Below are 18,607 nucleotides of genomic sequence, written 5' to 3' on the forward strand. Positions count from 1 at the left end.
CCTATAGATTAAAATGATTATAATTTTATAGTCATTCTATTGACTGAGAGAAGACGACGATGATATACTACCGTCATGACATTGATAATCATTTTCAAATAATAATAATTATAAAGAGGTGCAGAATGAATCCACATCGTCCTTATCTCACTACGAATCAAGGCGCGCCCGTTGCCGACAACCAGAATTCGAAGACAGCCGGTACTCACGGCCCGACGCTGCTCGAAGATTATCACCTTTTGGAGAAACTGGCTCATTTTGACCGTGAGCGCATTCCGGAGCGTGTCGTGCACGCGCGGGGTGCGGGGGCGTTCGGAGTATTCCGGCCTTATGCCAGTATGAGCGAGTATACGAAAGCCGCTTTTTTGCAGGACGCGTCTATTGAAACGAGAGTGCTTGTCCGCTTCTCGACGGTTATTCACCCGAGCGGTTCGCCGGAGACGCTTCGTGATCCGCGCGGCTTTGCCGTTAAGTTCTACACGACTGAAGGAAATTATGATCTGGTGGGCAACAATTTGCCCGTATTCTTTATCCGCGATGCGCTGAAATTCCCGGACATGGTTCACTCGCTGAAGCCTGCACCGCATACAAATGTTCAAACGCCTAATCACTTGTGGGATTTCATGTCGCTTTCTCCCGAATCGACACACATGCTGACCTGGGTATTCTCCGACCGCGGAACTCCCGCCAACTACCGGGAAATGGACGGGTTCGGGGTGCACGCTTTCAAATGGGTGAACGCGGATGGTAAAGTCGTTTACGTCAAATACACCTGGAAATCGCTGCAGGGTGTGCGTTCCTTAAGCCGCAAAGAAGCGGAAGAGCAGGGAGGACGCGATCACAATCACGCGACGCGCGATTTGTATGACGCTATCGAGGCCGGCAATTATCCGGAATGGGAGCTGAATGTGCAGATGCTGGAACCGGAACGTTTGGACCAGTTCAGCTTCGATCCCCTCGATCCGACTAAGGATTGGCCGGAAGATCTCGTTCCGTTCGTCAAAGTAGGACGGATGACCTTGAACGAAAATCCTAAAAATTTCTTCGCCGAAGTCGAGCAGTCCGCTTTTGCGCCCAGCGTGCTTGTGCCGGGAATCGAACCTTCCGAAGACAAACTTCTGCAGGGCCGTCTGTTCTCCTACCCGGATACGCAGCGCCACCGGCTGGGACCGAACTACATGCAGATCCCGGTAAACTGCCCTTACGCGCCGGTCCGGAATTATCAGCGGGACGGTCAAATGGCGGTTCGCCAGGATCACTCGCCGATCAATTACGAGCCGAATTCCTATGACCATGCGCCGAAGGAAGCCGGAAACGCGTATGCGGAAAGCGAGCAGCCGCTGACGGGCCCTACTACACGCCGCAAAATCGAGAAAACGGACGATTTCACGCAGGCAGGTGAGCGTTACCGGGGGATTACACCGGAAGAACGCGCTAATCTGATCGATAACCTCGTGAACGACCTCAAACAAACGGACATGCAAATCCAGCTTCGCGCCGTCTGCAATTTTTTCCGTGCCGATGTGGAATTCGGAACAAGGCTTGCGGAAGGGCTCGGAATCGATCTCAGCGGGTTTATTCCGCAGGGAGCGGGCACCGGATCCGGACAAATGCCCCTCCGTTAATTCGTTGGGCACGGGTAAGAGCACGGGAAACGCCGGAGGACGGTTTTGTTCGCCGCCGGGTTAAGCGGCCCGCCGGCATGCAGGAGGAATTTCCCCCCTTCCGGCATGCCGCCATGTGGTGCCCGCTTCACAAGGATGGTTGAAGTGTACGGATGCCGGTACGTTTCCGGCGCGAAGTTTTTAAAATAGATGGCCCTGTGTTTCCGCGGCAATAGACGGATACTCTTGTCTGCCGTGTCTTGCAATGGCCGGAACTAAAAAGCCTTCTTTCCGACAAGGAAAGAAGGCTTTTTTCGCTGAATTCAGACGGGATTGAGGCTCCACCGTTTCACAAGCATCATGAGCGCCCGGTTATCGACCGGCTTCGTGATATAGTCCGAAGCTCCGGCTTCGATGCAGGCTTCCCGGTCGCCGGGAAGGGCCCGGGCGGTCAGAGCGATGATCGGCAGGTCCCGGTAAGCACCGTCCTTGCGGATGTGCCGGATCGCGGTTCTGCCGTCCATCTCCGGCATCATCATATCCATGAGGATCAGGCTGATCCCGGGATGGAGGGCAAGCAGGCGCAGGCATTCCCGGCCGCTGCCCGCTTCGAGCACTTCGGCTCCGCGGGATTTCAGCAGAGCGGACAGGCTGCGCACGTTGGCGTCGTCGTCATCGACGACGAGCACCGTGACCTTCCGCAGGAGCTGCTGGACCGCTTCGGCAGACGTACCGGCGCCTGCTGCGGGGGCGGGAACCGTCTGCGGCGTATCGTTGCCTGCGGCCGCATTCGCTATCCGGTCCGCAGGCCCGTCCGCACCCACCGCAGCTCCTTGCGCGGAGGCGGCGTCTGCCGTGCCCTCTTCCGCGGATTCCCGGCCTGCGGAGATACTGTCCGCCGCAGCGCCGGAGCCGGGTATAACCGCGTCGCCATCAGCGCCTTTCGCGGAGTCTGCGGAGGCACCGCCGTTTTCGGCGAAGGAGCCTCCGGAACGGTCGGAGCTTTCCTCCGGTAGCGGAGAGGAGAGCGGCGTAAGCCGTGGAAGCTTGGCGTCGTCCGCCAGCTGCCGAAGCTCATGCTCCTGGCCGCTCAAGCTGCTGGAAGGAAGGAGGAGGGTGAACGTGCTCCCGGCACCCTCTTCACTAACCAGCCGGATCTCTCCGCCCAGCAGCCGGGCAAACTGGCGTGAAATGGAGAGGCCCAGTCCGGTCCCGCCGAATTTGCGGCTGGTCGTGCCGTCCGCCTGGTAGAAGGCTTCGAAGATTTGTTCCCGCTTGTCCGCCCGGATGCCGATGCCAGTATCCCGGATGGCGGCGGCGGGATGCTGAACGCCCTGGGCGTCCATTTCGACGTAAAAGGTAAGAATGACGCCGCCCCGCTGTGTAAACTTGAACGCATTGGACAACAAATTTTTCAAAATCTGCTGAAGCCGCTGTTCATCCGTATGAATGATATCGGGAACGCCGGTTGAACGGATGTGGAAATACAGGCCTTTCTGGGCGGCAACGGGTTCGAACATCCGGGTCATTGCTTCGACGACTTCGCTGACGTTCACTTCTCCCAGTGTGATGGCCATGTGTCCCGCTTCGATTTTGGACAGATCCAGTATATCGTTAATGAGCGTAAGCAGATCTTGACCGGAGGTGTGGATAATCCCGGCGAATTCAATCTCTTCTTCCGTGAGCGCCCCGTTCTGATTTTCGGCAAGGAACTGCGACAGGATGAGCATGCTGTTCAGCGGGGTCCGAAGTTCGTGGGACATGTTCGCGAGAAATTCGGACTTGTAGCGGGAAGAGGCTATCAGCTCCTCGTTTTTCATTTCCAGCTCGTCGTGAATGCGCTGAAGCTCTGCGGTTCGTTCCTCGGCCAGCCGGAACTGTTCGGCCAGTTCCTTGTTGCTTTTGTTCAGCGCTTCACGCCGGAGAAAATCCGCTTTGAAATCGTGCAGGATGAAGGTGAAGAAAAAGCTGAAAAACAGTCCTGCCGTGCCGGACAGCGGAGCAAGCTCGATCAGATACGTAGCGGCCGGATACACACCCAGAATCGCGATATCCGCCACATTGAACAGGTTCACGATGAGAATAAGCAGCAAGATCCGGGTCGTCTGCCGCAGAGAGGTGCGTTTGAGCAGTTCGCTGGTCAGTGCCGTTACGATGCCGAGGATGACCATATTGCCGAAGCCCGCCCAAGCGGCATGATTCAGGCCGAACGACAAGCGTGCCAGCCCGATCCCGAGCCCGATCAGTATGATAGGGAAAGGACGCGACAGGAAGAGGGGGGCGATCAGGATGGGCACGAATCTGAGATCGAAGATAACCGTGGCGCTCAGCCAGGCTCCGTACATCATCGAGAGCCAGCCCGCCGCTATCGAGAGCAGGATGTAGAGCATTTTCATCCAGTTGACGGGGACCCTGTATAAAATATATTTATAGGCCAGACTGCCTAAATAGGTAAATGTGAGCAAGGTGCTTATATTGGCAAAAAACGCTTTGAAATAATCTCCGAAATTGACCATTTCTTTTCCTTTCTCCATCCAAAAGCTCTGCAACCCAGCTCCATTTAGAGGTTCTTTCCTAGTATACCAAAATTATCGGCATCCCATCGGCACAAAAAAAGACCCCTTGGGGTCTTTCGGGCGTATAGCATACGATGCGTTAAAATAGCTGAAACGGTTTGTGCGGGCAGGTGCTGTAAAGGGATGCGCCAAGGACCGTTTACATATCGCGGGATCAGCAGATCCAGGGTTACGATCATGCGGCCTCGGTAACGACAAGCGGATGCCCCCGCTTCATATAGAGCGGGTTCGTCCGGACCTCCGCTGTGCCGGCAAGCGGACCCGCAACAAGCCGTCATACTCAGCGGTTATCGACTTTTTCCGGGTAAAGGTCGTGGTTCATCAGGCGGTGTTCCGCCATCTGTTCGTACTTGGTGCCGGGACGCCCGCAGTTGCAGTAAGGATCGATGGAGATCCCGCCCCGCGGAGTGAATTTGCCCCAGACCTCGATGTATTTCGGGTCCATGAGTTTGATCAGGTCGTTCATAATGATGTTCATGCAGTCCTCATGGAAATCGCCGTGATTGCGGAAGCTGAACAGATACAGTTTGAGCGACTTGCTTTCAACCATTTTGTCGCCGGGCATATAGCTGATATAAATGGTGGCAAAATCGGGCTGTCCCGTAATCGGGCAAAGGCTCGTAAACTCGGGACAGTTGAATTTGACGAAATAATCGCGGTAAGGATGTTTGTTGTCAAAGGATTCGAGCACCTGCGGCGCATAGTTAAACGGATATTGTGTCTGCTGATTGCCCAGCAGGGTGAGATCAAGCTCTTCCTGATTTCTTCCGGCCATAAAAGGCACCTCCGGTTTTAAAGTTTATATGGACAGCGGGTAACCGCATAGCAGGCAAGGTTGAATGAAGGCGGCGGTTAGGCTGCCGCTAGGTAGAACGTAAGCAGGGCTGTTGAATGAAAGCAGCGGCCAGGCTGCCGATAGGCAGAACGTAAGCAGGGCTGCCGGGAGACGGGCTTCCGTTCTGATCCGGGCGGTCAGACCGCCGTGAACTGTTGCGGGGGTTCCGGCCCTGTGGCCCGCTGTCGTCCGTCTGTCTGTCGTCTGTCGTCCGCGAAGATCAGACGCCCCGCTTGTTGCCCCACAGCAGGGCGTGAAGCTGTGGCAGCACGCGCACGTCGTTCAAATCCTCGGACGCCATCGTCAAGTCGACGAGCCACTCGTATTTGCGGAGCAGCTGCCCGCGAAGCAGGTCGTCGTCCGCGAGACGGACGTCCTCGTTGCCCGCCTGCAGATAGAACGGGACGGCAGGGTAGCGGCGGTGGACTTCCCGGGCGAACGCGAAATCGCGTTCGTCGAACACGACCACCTTGAGGCTGATGCCGTCGGGGTTCAACCGCCGGACGATGTCGTCCAGCTTGGCGAAGTCCGTCTCCATGCCTGAGCTTGGCGGCTTGGGAGAGAGCGTGACCTCGTCGATCTCGGTCAGCCAGTCCTGCCAGCGGGAGCCCTGCGTTTCGACGGCGGTGCGGATGCCTTTGGCCCGCAGCAGCTTCACGAGGGGGCCGAGGCTGCGCAGGAGGGCCGGATTGCCGCCCGACAAGGTCACGTGGGAGAAGCGGCTGCCGCCTGTGCGGACAAGCTCCTCCCAGACGGCTTCCGCGGTGAGCGGACGGATATCGCCTGCGCCCGATCCGTCCCACGTAAACGCGGAATCGCACCAGGAGCAGCGGTAATCGCAGCCGGCGGTACGGACGAACATCGTCTTGCGCCCGATGACCATGCCTTCGCCCTGGACAGTCGGGCCGAAGATCTCGAGCACGGGGATAGCGGCTTCGGCCGGGGCCGTTTTACCCGAAGGGGCCGTAGAAACGGCCGTCGTTTCGCCCGTTGCGGGCAAGATCCGCGGAGGGGATGGGACCGCAGCATTTGTTTGGCTTGCGCTCATTCGGACATCCACTCCCGTCTCGCTTCGGCATAGCTGGTCGGCGTCTCGTACAGGCGGACAAATTCGACCCTGCCGCCCCGGGCTTTCGCCTGCACCTCATCCGACTGCAAAGCCGTCTCCATCTGTTCGTACAGCCAGACGACCATATTCTCGGCGGTGGTGTTCATGGGCGGGAGCGTCTCATTCAGGTAACGGTGATCGAGATAAGGCTCGATCCGGGATTTCCAGATGTCTTTGATCTCGCCGAAATCAAGCGTCAGGCCAATCTCGTTGACATGGCCGCTGATTCCGTAAACGGCTTTGTACGTATGGCCGTGAAGGTTTTTGCACTTCCCCTCGTAGGCGTGCAGATGATGCGCCGCGTCGAACGTAAATTCTTTGGAAACGAGAACGCGTTTGGTATGATAACGGAGCTGTTCGTGCCGGATATCCTGGCCGTACTGCTGAAGGTTCTCTACGATGCGGAATTCGCCTGGCGTCTTCATCGGGCACCGGCTCCTTCGCGCTCCAGAAGGTAGTTCTGAAGGCCGGCCGAACGCAGCTTGCATGCCGGGCACTCGCCGCAGCCGTCTCCGACGATGCCGTTATAGCAGGTAAGCGTCTTGGTGCGTACGAAATCGAAAGCTCCCAGCTCGTCGGAAAGCTTCCACGTCTCCGCTTTATTCAGCCACATTAGGGGCGTATGGATCACGAATGGATAGTCCATCGATAAGTTCAGGGTTACATTAAGAGATTTTACGAAAGCGTCCCGGCAGTCCGGGTAGCCGCTGAAGTCCGTTTCGCAAACGCCGGTGATGAGGTGTCTGGCTCCGGCCCCTTTGGCGTATACGCCTGCAAACGAAAGGAAGAGCAGGTTGCGTCCGTCCACGAACGTGGTAGGGGGCTCGCCTTCTTTTTCTTCAATCTCGATATCGCTGCGCGTCAGCGCATTGGGTGCGAGCTGGTTCAGCAGGCTCATGTCCAGTACGGTGTTTTTTACGCCAAGCTCGCGCGCAATCCGTGCGGCGCACTCGATTTCGAGTTTATGCCGCTGCCCGTAATCGAACGTTAGCGTCTCCACCTCGCCAAAATGCTTCAGGGCCCAGAACAGGCACGTCGTGCTGTCTTGTCCGCCGCTGAATACGACAACTGCTTTTTCATGTTTCATCGCTCTTCCGTCTCCTTTAAATAAAAAATAGGTGATGGAGAGAGTTCTTGATCCGTCATTTTAAACAAAACAAAAACAATGCCTCAAGGAAGGACGCGGCCATTCATAAGCGAACCGGAAAATGAACGTCAAAAAAACGCACACTTAACGGCCGCTTTTAAGCAGCTGTGCCCGAATATCCAGGGATATTGTTTTTCCTTAGTTTTTTATAGAGGGAGTTCGCGAACCTCTCCCATATGCGCGGAGCATATGGATTTTCTTATGGGGTTTTGAGTCCGGCACTTCCATGACCGCATTCCAAGCGGTGCCGAGGCGCCACGGAACCGTCTCATTATAACGCATTTGATCCGTCCATGTAAGGGAGCGGAGGAAATTTCCTTTATAATCGAACAATCTGTGCAGAGGATCGTGATGCCGTTTTATACTGGAAGTAACAAAATGACTTTCCTTCCTTATGAACGTTAAGGGGAGGCGGAAAGAGGAGACCATGAACGTAAATAGCGCTGGAAATAGGCCGGGAAATACACCGGCTTCGGCAAACGGGGCTGCCGAACGCGGCAAAGAAGACCGCTCCCCTGTTGCCATCGTTACGGGAGTCTCCCGCAGGATCGGCATCGGCGCCGCCGTCTGCCGGGCGCTGGCGGCCAAAGGCATGGATGTGATGTTCACGTCCTGGTCCGCTTTCGACAAAGCCATGCCTTGGGGAGCGGATGAAGAGGGGCCGGACGCGATCCAGCGGGAGTTGACCCGGTCGGGAATACGCTGCGAACGACTGGAGATCGACCAGTCCGATCCGGAGGCGGCTAAGCGCATTATTGACGAAACGGAGAAGCGGCTCGGGTTTCCGGATGTTCTCGTCAACAATGCGGCTTACTCCGTCAACGACGGGTACGAGAAGCTTGATGCGGCCGTGCTTGATGCCCACTATGCCGTAAACATGAGGGGGACGGCCCTACTCAGCGTGGAATTCGGCCGCCGGTTCAGCCGGGGATCGGGCGGCAGGATTATCAACCTGACATCCGGCCAGTCTTTGGGTCCGATGCGGGGAGAGATCGCCTACGCGGCTACGAAGGCGGCTGTCGAAGCGATGACCGTGACTTTGGCTGCGGAACTGGCTCCCAAAGGGATTACGGTCAACGCGGTCAATCCCGGTCCGACCGATACCGGGTGGATGACGGAGGAGCTTCGGCACGAACTTGCAGGCCAGTTCCCGTCCGGACGAATCGGCAGACCGGAAGACGCCGCCAGACTTATCGCGTTTCTCGCGGGCGAAGAGGCGGAATGGATCACGGGCCAGATTCTTCATTCGGAAGGCGGTTTCCGGCTCAAGTAAACATTGTTCGGCGTTTCGCGGCCGCGCAACATTCCCTTGGGACGATCCGTCAAGGAAATTGTGGTTGAGCACCGGCATGTGAAGACGAGCAATACGGGCTGAGAGCTTCGCACGGTGCGAAAGGGGATTTTTTAATGAAAAGGATTTTTTTAGCCTGCTTGCTGGCAGCCATTCTTCTCGCGCTTACGGGATGCACCCAAGAGCGAACAATCGTGAAGACAATAACGCTGGAACAGGTAAAAGAAGCATTCAAGGCTGAAGGCATAGAGATATTCGAAGAGACGGAGCCTAACGATTGGACGCTTAACGGGAAGGGGGCCGTGCGTTATTCCGCGGGTCGTCCGACCGAGAAAGCCGCCTACAAGGAATTCGTGTCGATTTACGTCTATGAATCAAGTCTGGAACGCCAAAAAGCGATGACGGAGTTTAACACGCTGGAACAAAGCTTAAAGGGAGAGGAGTTTCTCACTCCGCTGCCTTACGAACAGCGGAACGTTCTGGTTCTTTACTGGGCCCACCTGAACCGGACAGCCCCCGAATCGCCGCCCAAGGCCAAACTGGATGAAGAAATAAAACGAGCTCTGCAGACCGTTCTGCAGAGCTCGTTTTATTTGTCCCGCCCCGCGGGCCCGTCCACGAAAACCGTTTCCGCTTCTTTGGCTTCGAAGCAGAGATTGACGGTGCGCTCATCCGCTCTCTCCGGTGGACTGTGCCCGCCGGAACCGTAAGCGTGTCGTTCGCTTTCAGCGAGGCGGTCGTACCGTCCTCGAAGTCTATAAAAAGTTCGCCTTCAAGCACCATAAACAATTCATCCGAATCGGGATGGAAATGCCAGCGGTAGTTGCCGGTCATGACCGCGATGCGGAGCACATGCGAGTTTACGTCCGATACGGCAAAGTTGACATGCCGCTCTTGAATGTTCCGGGTTAGTTCAAGCAAATTTTGAGGAGTCGGGTTCATGTCGGTTTCTCCTGTTTCTCGTCCTATTCGGACGGTTTCTCCGGCTCCGCGGAAAATTTCGTTTCGATGCGGTCCCGGTACCGGGCAAGCGCCGGAGAAAGATTCATGCTGCGCTCTTCCATCAGCATGTTAAATCGGAGCTTCTTGACGTTGAGTGTTTTCTTCAGCTTGCGGCGCTCCTCTTCGTCATGACAGCATGCAAGGAGATCCTCCAGCGTAAGCATGTCTTTGCGAAGCTGCATCTCTTCGGGGAGGAATCCCGAATTTTTCAAAATTTTATACGACAAGCGCAGGTCTTCCGGAACGGCGGACCAGTCCTCGAGAACGAGCGGCTTGCCTTTGCCGGGCAAATTGTCGAAATCACCGTTGCGAATCGCTTCTTGGATGCGCTGTTCGACCAGACTGTCTAGAAAGCTCATAGGTTAATTCCTCCTTCAAGACGTTAGATCAGGTTCTGGGCGCCCACAAAATAATGGACACGCCGGCGATGCAGACGGCTGCGCCGAGCCAATCGTAGAAGTCGGGCGTTTTCTTGTCCACAAGCCATCCCCATACTACGGCGAGTACGATAAAAATGCCCCCGTATGCGGCGTAAACCCGGCCGAAAGAAGGAAACGCCTGGAGAGTCGGGATAATGCCGTACAAGACAAGCACAAGGCTTCCCGTGATTCCGTAGCCGGCAGGCTTGCCCTCGCGGAGCCACAGCCAGACGAGGTAGCCGCCTCCGATTTCCGCGAGCCCGGCGATTACAAATAAAAGCATGGACATTGGGAGACCTCCGGCGGATAGGTGTTTAAGCAGCTGGGGCCGCTTGCCCGTTCGTATAAAAATAAAGACATGAAGCGGATCCCTCATGTCTTGGTCTACTGCTTATGACGTTCAAAGTCTAGACGCCCATACGTCTTCTTTGATTGTTTTGTTTCTTGGTCTGCTGGCTTTTCATCATCTGATTGCCGGTTACCTGGTGCTTCTGCTGGGAGTTGGCCTGGGCTTGCGCCGCTTTCTTCTGGGCCAGTTTCTGTTTCATGGCTTCCGCGAGCGAAACTTTGCGCGGTTCGGCCGCTTCGGCCGGTTGAGCTTGAGCTTCCACGGATTCCGGTGTCTGCTGATTCTCTGACATTCGTATCACCTCACTGCATTCATTACTTTTAGTTTATTGGTTTTCAGGACGCTTTACAATAGGGTTTCAGGGCTCTTGTACAATTTCCTGCACCCGTCCGACCTGGCCGTCCGTCAGTCTGACTTTGATGCCGTGAGGATGATTGGGTGAATTCGTTAAAATATCTTTCACGACTCCTCGCGTCCGTTTGCCGGTGCGCTGATCCTGCTTGAGCACAATGTCGACGGTCAGTCCGGCCCGGATATTATTTCTCGATTGTCCGTTCATGGGATTCTCCTTTACGAAGTGGGTTTGGCGGCGAAAACACGCTGAAACTTGCCCGGAATCTGGGTCTCGAAACGCATCGGTTGTCCCGTCGAAGGATGTTCGAAAGCGATGACCCGGGCATGTAAACCGAGCCGGCCGATCGTGTTTTTCACGGAGCCGTACTTCTTGTCGCCGACAACCGGGTGGCCGATGTCCTGCATATGGACACGGATCTGGTTTTTGCGGCCCGTTTCGAGGTGCACCTCAAGCAGGGAGTAATCGGAGGAAGCCTGCAGCACTTTATAATGCGTGACCGCCTTCTGTCCGCCGTTATCCACGGGACTGGAATACATGAGCAGCGTTTTGCTTTCTTTCAGCCAGGAGACGATTGTGCCTTCGAGCTTCTTGACCTTGCGTTCGACGAGGGCTACATAGGAGCGTTCGTGCACGGCCTCCTGCCAGGCCGTTTGCAGCGCCTGCTGGGTTTTCTCGTTCTTGGCGAAAAGCATGACGCCCGACGTATCCCGGTCCAGCCGGTGAACGACGAAAATACGAGCTTTCGGATCTTTTCTGCGGACATGCTCGGTCAACTGCCAATAGGCGGTCAATTCCTTCTCGTCTCCCCCGGAGATCGAAAGAAGGCCCGCTTCTTTATTGATAACCAGAAGATCCTCGTCTTCATGCAGGATGTGCAGTCCGATCGGCTTTTCCTCTTCGGTTACGACACTCCACTGGACCGTAACGCGGTCGCCGGGCTGGAGAGGATGATCGTGGCGGGTCGTTTTTTTGCCGTTCACGGATACCTGGCCTCTGGACAGAATGCCCTTGACGGTGTTTCTTCCTTTACTTGCAAGTTTTTCAAGCAAAAATTTCATCAGCTCGGCCGGCTCTCCGATTTCGAAGTGAGTCGGTTCTTTGTCCGTTTTCGAGGCGGACGGCCTGGCTGTTTTCGTTTTGGGGTTAAAAGGGGGACGCTGTTTTCGCATGGGTTGGCTCCTTCGGATCTTCTATCCATTTACTATAGCGCATTGGGGATTTAATTTCATCCCGGCCGGGCTCGTGATAAGTACCGGAACGAGTGATATAATGGAAAAGCTGGAATCCTTTTAGGAAAATGAACGCGGAACACTTCCTTGGTTTTGGGAAAATGCGGAATATAACGTACATAAACATTGAAAAAGGAGGCTGAGAATGCCGCAGACGGACGGATTATCAGACGAAATTCTTATTGATGTGGACGGACTGGTCAAAACGTACGGAAGCTTCACGGCCGTAAACGGCGTGCGCTTCCAGGTGCGCAAGGGAGAGGTGTTCGGGCTGCTCGGTCCTAACGGCGCGGGCAAGACCACGACCATGGAAATGATGGAAGGGCTGCGCAAGCCCGACGGGGGAACGGCGCGTATCGCCGGTTACGACACCATCCGGGAACTCCGCAAGGTGAAGGAAGTGATCGGCGTCCAGCTCCAGTCGACCTCTCTGTTCGATCTGCTTAAAGTGCGCGAGATCGTGGAGATGTACGCCAGCTTCTATCCGAAGTCGGTGCCTGTCGCCCCCCTGCTCGCGGATATGACGCTGGAAGAGAAGGCGGGGGACCGCGTGAAGCATCTGTCCGGCGGACAGAAGCAGCGGCTCGCCATCGCGATCGCGCTGGTTAACGACCCGCAGGTATTGTTCCTGGACGAGCCTACCACGGGACTCGATCCGCAGGCGCGGCGCACGCTCTGGGACATTATCCTGCGCCTGAAGGAGAGGGGCAAGACCATCGTCCTGTCCACGCACTACATGGACGAGGCTCACGTGCTGTGCGACCGGATCTGCCTGATCGACAAGGGGCAGGTCGTCGCGCTGGATACGCCAGCCAACCTGGTGCGCAGCCTTCAATCGGAGAATGCGATTGAATTCCGGCTGCCTCAGGCGGAGTCGGCTTCCCCGCGGGAGCGGACGGAGCTGACGGACACGCTGCGCAGGCTCCAGGGCGTGAAACAGGTCGACCTGGCCCGCGACACCCTCGTGCTGTACACCGACCATCTCCAGCAGTCGCTCACCGGCCTGATCCGGGAGGCGGAGCTGCGCGGATGGAAGCTGACGGATCTGCTGACACGGACCGCCACGCTGGAAGACGTGTTCATTCACATGACAGGAAGGAGCCTGAGGGAAGAATGAAAGCGTACCTTCAATTGACGCTCGCGCAGCTCCGGATTTTTATCCGGAACAAACAGGTGCTCCTCTGGTCTTTTCTGTTCCCCGTCTTCTTCATGGTCATGTTCGGAACGTTTTTCGGCGGAGGCGGCAGCATGTCCATCAACGGGGTCGTCATCGATCAGGACCGGTCGGCCCAGTCGGCTCAATTGGTCGGCGCCCTGATGAAGACACCCGCCATGAAGCTCAAGCAGGAGGAGCATTCGGCGCCGGGGCTCCAGAAGCTGAAGGACGGCGATCTTCAGATGGTGGTCGTCATCCCCGCCGGATACGGCAACAAACTCGACGCCGCCCTCAGAGGAGGAGACGCTTCGTCCGTCAACGTTTATTATGACCAGACGAACATGATGACGGCCGAGCTCGGCAAAACCGTCGTGGCCCAGGTGGCGGACGGCATCTCCAAAGAGAAGACGGCCTACAAGCCGGCGATAACGGTGAAGGCGGAGGGCGTTCAGGCGCTGAAGCTGTCGTATATCGACTTTCTCGTTCCCGGCATCGTGTCCATGATGATTATGTCCAACAACCTCAACGGCGTGGCGGGACAGATCGCCTCCTGGAGGGAGAGGGGCATTTTGCGCAGGATGCAGAGCACCACGCTGAAATCGTCGACGTTCATCGCTTCGCAGATCACGGCCAGACTTTTGTTGAACGGCCTGCAGGCGGTGATCGTTCTGCTCATCGCGTCCGTTATCTTCGGAACGAAAGTGAACGGCTCGTGGGGACTGCTTCTGCTGTTCGTTATTCTCGGCACGCTGGCGTTTATGTCGGTCGGGTTCATCGTCGCTTCACTGGCGAAGACACCGGAGAGCGCCGGGCCGATCGCGGGATTTATCTCCTTCCCGATGCTGTTTCTGGGAGGCGTCTTCTTCTCCGCGGACAGCATCCCGTCTTTCCTGCAGCCGGTCGTGAACCTCATCCCGATCACGCATCTGTCGACAGCCATGCGGCAGGTGATGAACGTGGGAGCGGATTTAACGGTGTTGTGGCCGCAGGCCCTTATCCTCAGCGGCTGGATGGTCGTCGCCTTCGCGATTGCAAGCTTTACCTTCAAATGGGAGTAAGGCGGATGTTATAAAGAAACCCCATGAACATAGAACAAAGAACCGTTTCCGTAACAGGAAACGGTTCTTTTATGGTTTGGATAAAAAGAACCTTAACATTCAGATCGGAAGAGTCAGATAAGCGATATCGATAATTTTTAACGTAAGAGGATCGACTGTATACTGCTGCTTGTAAGTGTCAGCGAACGTCTTTCCGTCCAGCGTATATTCGACTTCTCCCTTAATGGTGACGATAGTTTTCCCGCCTGCGATTTCATGGGTTGCCGTGACGTTGCGGTTCAGCTTCCACAGAGGGAAGTGGTCTCCGGGACGCGACAGATAACTGCCGTCGCTTTCTTTCATATAGGCGTAGTCGAAAAACCGTGCGGCCAGAACCGGGCTGTAGACGCTTTCGAGCTGTTTCAGCAGTTCCGCGCGTCCTTTCTCGTCCAGAGTCCCTTTATTCGGCTGATACAGCGTATGGAACGTCCACCGCTCCACGGCGCCATAATAATCTTTGGTCGCGACGGAGAGATCACCTTTCGGTCTGTTTTTAACAATTTCCACCTGTTTGAGCGTATCGTTCCAGGTTGTAGAAGTACCGAACAAATCTCCTAATGCTTTGAGGGGGACATAAGTGCTTCCCTCGTAATTAAGCACCGGAAGCTCGGCAGACTCGTATGTTTGTCCGTCGACGGTTACCGGATAGGTCGCCGCCTTCAGAAGATAGTCGATTACAGGCTTGGCCCATACGTCCGTTTGGGTGGCGAAACTTCCGATGAGAATGCCCCCCGTTAAATAAAGAACCGGCTTTTTGCTTTTCATGATTGCATCCCTCCTGAATTTTTCGGTCCGCCTGATATAACAGGTGTTTGAACTGGATCCGGCCGCTTTGAATTTATAGACTGCCTGTTCAGGGTAAATGTTTCAAGAAAAGAAAAATATGTAAGAGAGTGTGTTCCACCCGCCCCAAACGGTATGACCCGACGCCTAAACGGGCAACCTGATAACTAAATGACAGCGCTCTAAAAAGGAGGGACGCCCATGATTTTGTACCAGCTTACCCAATGGCTCCAGGAGCATACCAGCATCCGCAAGGCGATTCAGCAGGAGGCGGGGGATCCCGGCGAGCTTATGCTTCGCAAGGAACAGGTGGAGCGTCAGTTGATGGAACAGGCCGAGCGGTGGAGGAACGTATATGCCGATGTGCCTGCTCTGCCTGCGGCCGATCAGTTTCCTTCCTGGTCTTCCGGGACGGGGACCGAACGGGAGGGCGCGGAGCCGGAATTCGATTCCCTGCGCTGAAAAGGAGCGCGACGGCGGTTCCGTCCGCTTTGTCAACTCGGCGGGGTTCGTGTAGAATAAGAACGATCCTTGATTTTATTGATAAAAGAGGTTGTAAACGACCATGAATATCGTTCTTGCCACATTGAACGCCAAATACATTCATACTTCGCTGGCTCTGCGGTACCTGAAGGCATTCAGCGAGCCCGAATTTCCGATTGAAATCGCGGAATACACGATCAAAGATCCGGCGATGAACATCGTTTCGGACCTATACGGCAAAAATCCCGACGTGCTCGGCTTTTCTTGCTACATCTGGAACATTGAAGAAACGCTCCGCGTCATCCGCATGATCAAAAAAATCCGTCCCGATCTGACGATCGTACTCGGAGGGCCGGAAGTTTCCTACGATACGGAGGAATGGATGCGCACCGTTCCGGAGGTGGATTTTGTCGTCATGGGCGAAGGAGAGGAAACGTTCAAACATTTCCTCCAGGAGCTTTCCACCACCCGGAAGTTTCATTTCGTGTACGGTATCGCGTACCGCAAAGGGGAAGAAATTATTTTGACCCCGGGCCGTCCGAAGCTGGACCTGAATGCGATTCCTACTCCACACCGGTTCGAGGAAGACCTGAAGGACCTCGGCAACCGGGTCGTGTACTTCGAAACGAGCCGAGGCTGCCCGTTTTCGTGCCAGTTTTGCCTGTCCTCGATCGAGGTAGGGGTAAGATATTTCGATATGGAGCGGACGAAGTCCGAAATTCTGTATCTCATCGCGAACGGGGCCAAGCTCATTAAGTTTGTCGACCGGACGTTTAACATCAAGCGGGATTATGCGCTGGAAATTTTCCAGTTCCTGATTGACAATCATCAGGGCTGCGTGTTCCAGTTCGAGATCACGGCCGATATTATGCGGCCCGAAGTGTTGGACTTCCTTGCCGAAAACGCGCCTCCGGGAATTTTCCGTTTCGAGATCGGCGTTCAGTCCACTAACGACGAGACGAACAATCTCGTGAAGCGCCGCCAAAATTTCGCCAAGCTTACCCGCACGGTGACGAAGGTGAAAGAAAGCGGCAAAATCGATCAGCATCTGGATCTGATCGCCGGACTTCCCGAGGAAAACTACGACTCCTTCCGCAAAACGTTCAACGACGTGTTCGCGCTGGGTCCCGAGGAGCTTCAGCTCGGGTTTCTGAAAATGCTCCGGGGAACCGGTCTGCGCCTGGATGCGGCCAAGTACGGCTACATTTTTATGGATCAGGCGCCCTATGAGATATTGGGCAATGATATTTTGCCTTTTACCGATCTGATCCGGATCAAGCGGGTGGAAGACGTGCTGGAGAAATACTGGAACGCCCACCGTACCGATCATACCGTGAACTACCTGATTGCCTCCGAATTTCCGTCGGCTTTCGATTTCTTCCAGGAGTTCGGCGATTATTGGGAGGAAAGAGGCTGGCAGAAAATCGGCCACCAGCTGGAAGATTTGTTTACCCGGCTGCATGCTTTCCTGACCTGTCGGGGCACGAAGGGAATGGATGTCATCGAAGGGCTGATGAAGCTCGATTATTTCCTGAATCACAAATACAAGCCGCGTAAAATCTGGTGGGATTTCAAGCTGGACAAAGCCGGCCAAAGCGATTATCTAAAAAGAGCCGCGGATCGTCCGGAAGAAGTTTCCGGCAACTTCAGTGAGCTGCGCATGGGCGAAAAGGAACTGCACAAGCATGCCGTCATCGAAGTGCTCCCGTTCGACCTGCAGCGCTACCTGCAGGACGGCTCGCTCGACACGTCGGCGGAATCGCTGCTGCTGGCCGTTTACCGGCCGGAAGCGGGCGGGCGTCCGTCCGTGTACGCGATGCCGCTCGGCCATGCGTCGGCGGCGCCCGCGTCCGCACGAAGCTGAGCGCATGCGCGGCAAAAAGGCTCCCGCCCCTTTTTTTGTGCTCGCCAGTGCTCGCCAGTGCTCGCCAGTGCTCGCCAGACGGCGCTCCGGGTTCCTGACATCGAATTCTCACGTCTTCGATGTCAGGAGCCTCAAACGGCCGGACTGCGGCGGCTTCACAGGACGGCGGCCAAGCTGCGCGATGCAAAGCCGCATGATGCGCGGCAGCTTCGCCCGGGGCGCCTTGACGCAGCGTGCCGCGCTGCCGGGGCTCACGCCGGGCACAAGGGCCGCTAAGCGTCCGCTAAAGGCCTGCGGCTCCGCGCCAACTCACCAAGCGGCTATACGGTCGCGCGTTCGATGAGGCGGAAAGGCAGCTCGCGGTGTTCCACGGGGCTGGCCGGGTCCTGCAGCCGCTTCAGCAGCAGGGAGAAGGCCGTCCGCCCGATTTCGACGAGCCGGTTATCGATGGTGGTGATATCGAACAGCTGCGAAATCGGATGGTTGTCGAAGGAGACAATCGCCAGATCCTCCGGTACGCGGAGACCGTTCTTGACCGCCTCGCTTATGATGCCGGCGGCAACCTGGTCCCCCGCCACGAGCAGAGCGGTCGGACGCTCCTCCATGTCCAGGATGCCGCGGACTACCTCCGCTCCGTCCTCAATGGAGTAGATCTGGTAGAACATCCACTCCTCCCGGACGGGAACACCAGCCGCAGAGAGGGCGTCCGAAAAAGCGCGCCGGCGGTTCCGGCTGTTAAAGCTGTGTCCCCGCCCCAGGCAGTAGCCGATGCGGGTATGCCCTTTTTCCAGAAGAAGCTGCATGGCCAGCCGGAAGCTGCCGTAATGGTCGATATGTACGGACGAGATCCGGTCGCTCTCGATATATTCGCAGGCAATGATCGGCCCGAACTGGGAGTAAGTCTCGATGACTTCCCACCCCAGGGAACGGGAACAGATCAGCAGGCCGTCGATTTGTTTGATTTTCAGCATGTTCAGCAGTCTCGGTTTCTTTATCCGCCGCATAGTTGGTCTGACTGACGAGGAGATGCACATTGGCTTCAAGAGCCTCCTGTGCGATGCCTTCCATAATGCTGTTGAAATAGGGAAGATTAAGATAGGGGATGACGACCCCGACCATGTTCGTTTTGCCAGTGATGAGATGAACCGCATTCACGTTGCGGGAATAATTAAGGCGGTGTACGACTTCCTGTACAGCCGCGCGTTTGGCTTCGCTGACGTAAGGATGATCGTTAAGCACGCGGGAAACGGTCGTTACGGAGACTCCGGCCAGTCTGGCAATGTCCTTGATGTTGGCCATAGGTCCGGCC

The 18,607-nt window shown here is 56.0% G+C and carries 17 protein-coding genes, 2 pseudogenes and 1 riboswitch; of the genes and pseudogenes, 6 read left to right on the forward strand and 13 right to left on the reverse strand.

Features of this window, described 5'->3' with window-relative positions:
* The first annotated feature begins 125 nt into the window (after positions 1–125).
* On the forward strand, positions 126–1,625 hold the full coding sequence (locus ABC395_RS03285) for a catalase (protein WP_413000672.1): 1,500 nt from the start codon (positions 126–128) through the stop codon (positions 1,623–1,625).
* Between the two features lie 302 nt (positions 1,626–1,927).
* On the opposite strand, the gene ABC395_RS03290 is transcribed toward ABC395_RS03285, so the two are convergent.
* The 5 genes from ABC395_RS03290 to queC all read right to left on the reverse strand — a co-directional run bounded on the left by ABC395_RS03290 (position 1,928) and on the right by queC (position 7,210).
* Positions 1,928–4,120 (reverse strand): hybrid sensor histidine kinase/response regulator, encoded by a 2,193-nt coding sequence (locus tag ABC395_RS03290; RefSeq protein ID WP_413006677.1) that lies wholly within the window; start codon positions 4,118–4,120, stop codon positions 1,928–1,930.
* Positions 4,121–4,460: 340 nt separating this feature from the next.
* On the reverse strand, positions 4,461–4,955 hold the full coding sequence (gene queF / locus ABC395_RS03295; RefSeq protein WP_413000674.1) for a preQ(1) synthase: 495 nt from the start codon (positions 4,953–4,955) through the stop codon (positions 4,461–4,463).
* Between the two features lie 280 nt (positions 4,956–5,235).
* Positions 5,236–6,063 (reverse strand): 7-carboxy-7-deazaguanine synthase QueE, encoded by an 828-nt coding sequence (queE, locus tag ABC395_RS03300; RefSeq protein ID WP_413000676.1) that lies wholly within the window; start codon positions 6,061–6,063, stop codon positions 5,236–5,238.
* Positions 6,060–6,548: a 6-carboxytetrahydropterin synthase QueD gene (gene queD / locus ABC395_RS03305; RefSeq protein WP_413000678.1), complete on the reverse strand. Its 489-nt coding sequence runs from the start codon at positions 6,546–6,548 to the stop codon at positions 6,060–6,062. The genes queE and queD overlap by 4 nt, the downstream gene beginning before the upstream one ends.
* Positions 6,545–7,210, reverse strand: a complete 666-nt coding sequence (gene queC / locus ABC395_RS03310; RefSeq protein WP_413000679.1) for a 7-cyano-7-deazaguanine synthase QueC — start codon at positions 7,208–7,210, stop codon at positions 6,545–6,547. Before queC ends, queD begins: the two co-directional genes overlap by 4 nt.
* Before the next feature lie 192 nt (positions 7,211–7,402).
* Positions 7,403–7,446: riboswitch (PreQ1 riboswitch) on the reverse strand.
* A 251-nt stretch (positions 7,447–7,697) separates the two neighbouring features.
* Here queC and ABC395_RS03315 point away from each other — a divergent pair.
* On the forward strand, positions 7,698–8,543 hold the full coding sequence (locus tag ABC395_RS03315; protein ID WP_413000681.1) for an SDR family oxidoreductase: 846 nt from the start codon (positions 7,698–7,700) through the stop codon (positions 8,541–8,543).
* Positions 8,544–9,150: 607 nt separating this feature from the next.
* On the opposite strand, the pseudogene ABC395_RS03320 reads toward ABC395_RS03315, so the two are convergent.
* From ABC395_RS03320 to ABC395_RS03345, 6 genes and pseudogenes are all read right to left on the reverse strand, one after another.
* Positions 9,151–9,503 (reverse strand): annotated as a pseudogene (locus ABC395_RS03320) (cupin domain-containing protein).
* Positions 9,504–9,526: 23 nt separating this feature from the next.
* A complete protein-coding gene (locus ABC395_RS03325; RefSeq protein WP_413000683.1) occupies positions 9,527–9,922 on the reverse strand; it encodes a DnaJ family domain-containing protein in 396 nt (131 codons plus the stop codon).
* A 28-nt stretch (positions 9,923–9,950) separates the two neighbouring features.
* The gene (locus ABC395_RS03330; protein ID WP_413000684.1) at positions 9,951–10,271 is read right to left on the reverse strand and encodes a YnfA family protein; all 321 of its coding nucleotides are present in this window, start codon (positions 10,269–10,271) and stop codon (positions 9,951–9,953) included.
* A 118-nt stretch (positions 10,272–10,389) separates the two neighbouring features.
* A complete protein-coding gene (locus ABC395_RS03335; RefSeq protein ID WP_413000686.1) occupies positions 10,390–10,623 on the reverse strand; it encodes a hypothetical protein in 234 nt (77 codons plus the stop codon).
* Between the two features lie 66 nt (positions 10,624–10,689).
* A complete protein-coding gene (locus ABC395_RS03340) occupies positions 10,690–10,890 on the reverse strand; it encodes a YwbE family protein (RefSeq protein ID WP_103994345.1) in 201 nt (66 codons plus the stop codon).
* An 11-nt stretch (positions 10,891–10,901) separates the two neighbouring features.
* Positions 10,902–11,855 carry an RluA family pseudouridine synthase gene (locus tag ABC395_RS03345; protein WP_413000688.1) on the reverse strand — a complete coding sequence of 318 codons (954 nt, stop codon included), beginning with the start codon at positions 11,853–11,855 and terminating at the stop codon, positions 10,902–10,904.
* 205 nt (positions 11,856–12,060) lie between these two features.
* Here ABC395_RS03345 and ABC395_RS03350 point away from each other — a divergent pair, with 205 nt between their 5' ends.
* Together ABC395_RS03350 and ABC395_RS03355 are read left to right on the forward strand one after the other, a co-directional pair.
* Complete coding sequence (locus ABC395_RS03350) at positions 12,061–13,032, forward strand: ABC transporter ATP-binding protein (RefSeq protein WP_413000690.1); 972 nt, start codon at positions 12,061–12,063, stop codon at positions 13,030–13,032.
* Positions 13,029–14,129, forward strand: a complete 1,101-nt coding sequence (locus tag ABC395_RS03355) for an ABC transporter permease (RefSeq protein WP_413000692.1) — start codon at positions 13,029–13,031, stop codon at positions 14,127–14,129. Before ABC395_RS03350 ends, ABC395_RS03355 begins: the two co-directional genes overlap by 4 nt.
* Before the next feature lie 99 nt (positions 14,130–14,228).
* On the opposite strand, the gene ABC395_RS03360 is transcribed toward ABC395_RS03355, so the two are convergent.
* Complete coding sequence (locus ABC395_RS03360) at positions 14,229–14,933, reverse strand: stalk domain-containing protein (protein WP_413000694.1); 705 nt, start codon at positions 14,931–14,933, stop codon at positions 14,229–14,231.
* A 219-nt stretch (positions 14,934–15,152) separates the two neighbouring features.
* Between ABC395_RS03360 and ABC395_RS03365 the strand changes: the two genes are divergently transcribed.
* Positions 15,153–15,413, forward strand: coding sequence for a hypothetical protein (locus tag ABC395_RS03365; RefSeq protein WP_413000696.1), 261 nt, complete (start codon positions 15,153–15,155; stop codon positions 15,411–15,413).
* Between the two features lie 103 nt (positions 15,414–15,516).
* Positions 15,517–17,298, forward strand: a complete 1,782-nt coding sequence (locus tag ABC395_RS03370; RefSeq protein WP_413000697.1) for a B12-binding domain-containing radical SAM protein — start codon at positions 15,517–15,519, stop codon at positions 17,296–17,298.
* A gap of 320 nt (positions 17,299–17,618) precedes the next feature.
* Here ABC395_RS03370 and ABC395_RS03375 read toward each other — a convergent pair.
* Positions 17,619–18,597, reverse strand: a pseudogene (locus ABC395_RS03375) (LacI family DNA-binding transcriptional regulator).
* Positions 18,598–18,607: the final 10 nt, after the last annotated feature.

This window comes from Paenibacillus canaveralius, assembly GCF_047238265.1.
Lineage (GTDB): Bacteria > Bacillota > Bacilli > Paenibacillales > NBRC-103111 > Paenibacillus_F.